This window comes from Candidatus Jettenia sp. AMX1 (assembly GCF_030263775.1).
Taxonomy (GTDB): Bacteria; Planctomycetota; Brocadiia; order Brocadiales; family Brocadiaceae; genus Jettenia; species Jettenia caeni.
In genome coordinates this window covers 1-2,282 of record NZ_SZPP01000095.1, presented here as the reverse complement: position 1 = coordinate 2,282, position 2,282 = coordinate 1, and the positions used below count along the sequence as shown (strand labels likewise).

The window sequence follows — 2,282 nt, the reverse complement described above, 5'->3', positions numbered from 1 at the left end:
GCAAACCCAAATTCCCCTTCGGGAACAATGATATCACCGGGCGAAATATCAAAGATCGCTTCTCAGGTAGATGGTGTGCTTGTTATTGATGAAGCATACGCCGATTTTGCAGATAATAATTGCCTCTCTTTGGTTGAACAGCATGATAATATCCTCATCCTTCGTACACTTTCAAAATCCTATTCATTAGCTGGTATACGCTTCGGGTTTTGTATTGCTCAGGAATCTATCATTCAGGGAATGATGAAGGTAAAGGATTCCTATAATGTTGACAGACTCAGCATTACCGCCGTTGTGGCTGCATTGGATGATCAAAAAACCATGAGGGCTAACGTTGAAAAAATAAAAGAAACACGGCAATACCTCGCTCAGTCGCTGCAGGAGTTGGGATTTTATGTATATCCGTCTCAAACCAATTTCATCCTGGCAAAATGTATGAGAGGTGTTTCTGCTCACCATGTATATCAAGCATTAAAATCGAGAAAAATACTTGTACGATATTTTAATATAAGAAGGTTGGATGACTGTTTACGAATTACCATCGGAACAAGAGAAGAAGTTGAAATTTTATTAAGAAACCTGAAAGAGCTTATATCCAATAATCATGCAAAATCTAAAGTTGCCTATTGCCCCTGAATATTGGCACGATACCTTATTTATTTTAGCCCTAGTCACCTATAAACAAAAGAAAATCAATGGAAAAACGCAGAGCAATGATTCAGAGAAAGACGAAAGAAACCCAGATTGAATTAATAGTCAATCTCGATGGAGAGGGAAATAGCCACATCAACACCGGCATTGGCTTCCTAGATCATATGCTTGATCTCCTGACGAAACATGCCCTGTTCGATATGGACATCAAGGCAATCGGTGACCGTAATGTTGATGATCACCATACAGTAGAGGATGTAGGGATCTGTCTGGGACAGGGAATAAAAGAGGCATTGGGTGATAAGAAGGGGATCCGGCGTTTTTCACATGCAAGCGTCCCGATGCAAGAGTCTCTTGCCAATATCGCCATAGATATCAGTGGCAGATCTGCAATGGTATTTCATGTACTGTTTCCTACAGAAAAGATCGGAAATTTTGACGCAGAACTCATTGAGGAATTTTTGGAAGCATTGAGCACAAACGCAGGTATTAACCTCCATGTAAATGTTCCTTACGGCACGAATGCACATCATATAGCCGAGGCAATTTTCAAGGGGCTGGCCACAGCATTGAAAGATGCTATGAGCACGGATACGCGTAGAAAGGATATCCCATCAACAAAAGGAATACTTTAAAAGGAATACTCTATGATAAAAAAATGTTCCAGATTCTTTTCCCCATCTTTATTTCTTCTCTTCTTATGTTCCACTCCCCTGTCAAAAACACTTTATGCACAGACCGCTGATACACCATGGCCTATGTTCAGGCATGATTTACAACATACCGGAAGAAGTCCTTATGCAAGTATTCAAAAGCCTGTGCTCAAGTGGGTGTTCCAAACGCAAGGAGCTGTTACTTCCTCTCCTGCTCTTGGAGAAGACGGTACCATCTATTTCGGATCAAAAGATAAAAAGCTCTATGCTATCACCCGAGAGGGCAAACAGAAGTGGACATTCGAGACACAAGGAGAGGTTGAATCATCACCTGCTATTCGAAAGGACGGAACCATTCTCTTTGGATCTTGGGATGGCTATCTCTACGCGCTCAATCCTGATGGTAGTTTACTATGGAAATACAAATCCGAAGGCGGTATCATTTCATCTCCAGCTATTGCGCCCGATGGTACGGTTTATGTTGGATCCTGGGATAAGAGACTCCATGCCATTACTCAGGAAGGACATTTAAAATGGACGCAAAAGACCGCTGATCATATAGCATCATCTCCTGCTGTTGCCCCTGATGGTATGATCTATTTTGGTTCCGGAGATTATTATTAACGGAAATATATACATTGGCTCTGAAGATGCAAGGTTCTATGTCCTTCGGCCAGACGGGCATGCAGAATGGATTTTTGATACTCAATATGATATTGATTCTTCCGCTGCCATTGATAGTGAAGGTTGTGTATACTTCGGTTCCGGCGATAATAGCATCTATGCGCTTACACCCGGCGGAAAACTGAAATGGTCTTTTGAGACAGGAGCTTCCATTCATTCTTCTCCCGCTATCACTGCAGATAGCACTATTTACGTTGGTTCCAGGGATAAAAAAGTATACGCCTTTAGTTCTGATGGAAGTTTACAATGGACATTTGAAACCGGAGATGCAATAGAGGCATCACCTGCGATTGA

Annotated in this window: 4 protein-coding genes; all 4 read left to right on the top strand. The window is 41.8% G+C overall.

Annotated features, from left to right (window positions below):
* On the top strand, positions 1-636 hold a 636-nt coding region (locus FBQ94_RS17350), incomplete at its 5' end, for a pyridoxal phosphate-dependent aminotransferase (RefSeq protein ID WP_285442313.1).
* Positions 637-695: 59 nt separating this feature from the next.
* Positions 696-1,286, top strand: a complete 591-nt coding sequence (gene hisB, locus FBQ94_RS17345) for an imidazoleglycerol-phosphate dehydratase HisB (protein WP_285442312.1) — start codon at positions 696-698, stop codon at positions 1,284-1,286.
* Positions 1,287-1,298: 12 nt separating this feature from the next.
* Positions 1,299-1,928 carry a PQQ-binding-like beta-propeller repeat protein gene (locus FBQ94_RS17340; protein ID WP_285442311.1) on the top strand — a complete coding sequence of 210 codons (630 nt, stop codon included), beginning with the start codon at positions 1,299-1,301 and terminating at the stop codon, positions 1,926-1,928.
* A partial coding sequence (locus FBQ94_RS17335) for an outer membrane protein assembly factor BamB family protein (protein WP_285442310.1) occupies positions 1,906-2,282 on the top strand: 377 nt, incomplete at its 3' end. The genes FBQ94_RS17340 and FBQ94_RS17335, both read left to right, overlap by 23 nt.

Bases quoted from the DNA above. Each gene is read 5' to 3' on its own strand.
- hisB (WP_285442312.1), top strand. From the start codon at position 696: ATGGAAAAACGCAGAGCAATGATTCAGAGAAAGACGAAAGAAACCCAG.
- FBQ94_RS17340 (WP_285442311.1), top strand. From the start codon at position 1,299: ATGATAAAAAAATGTTCCAGATTCTTTTCCCCATCTTTATTTCTTCTC.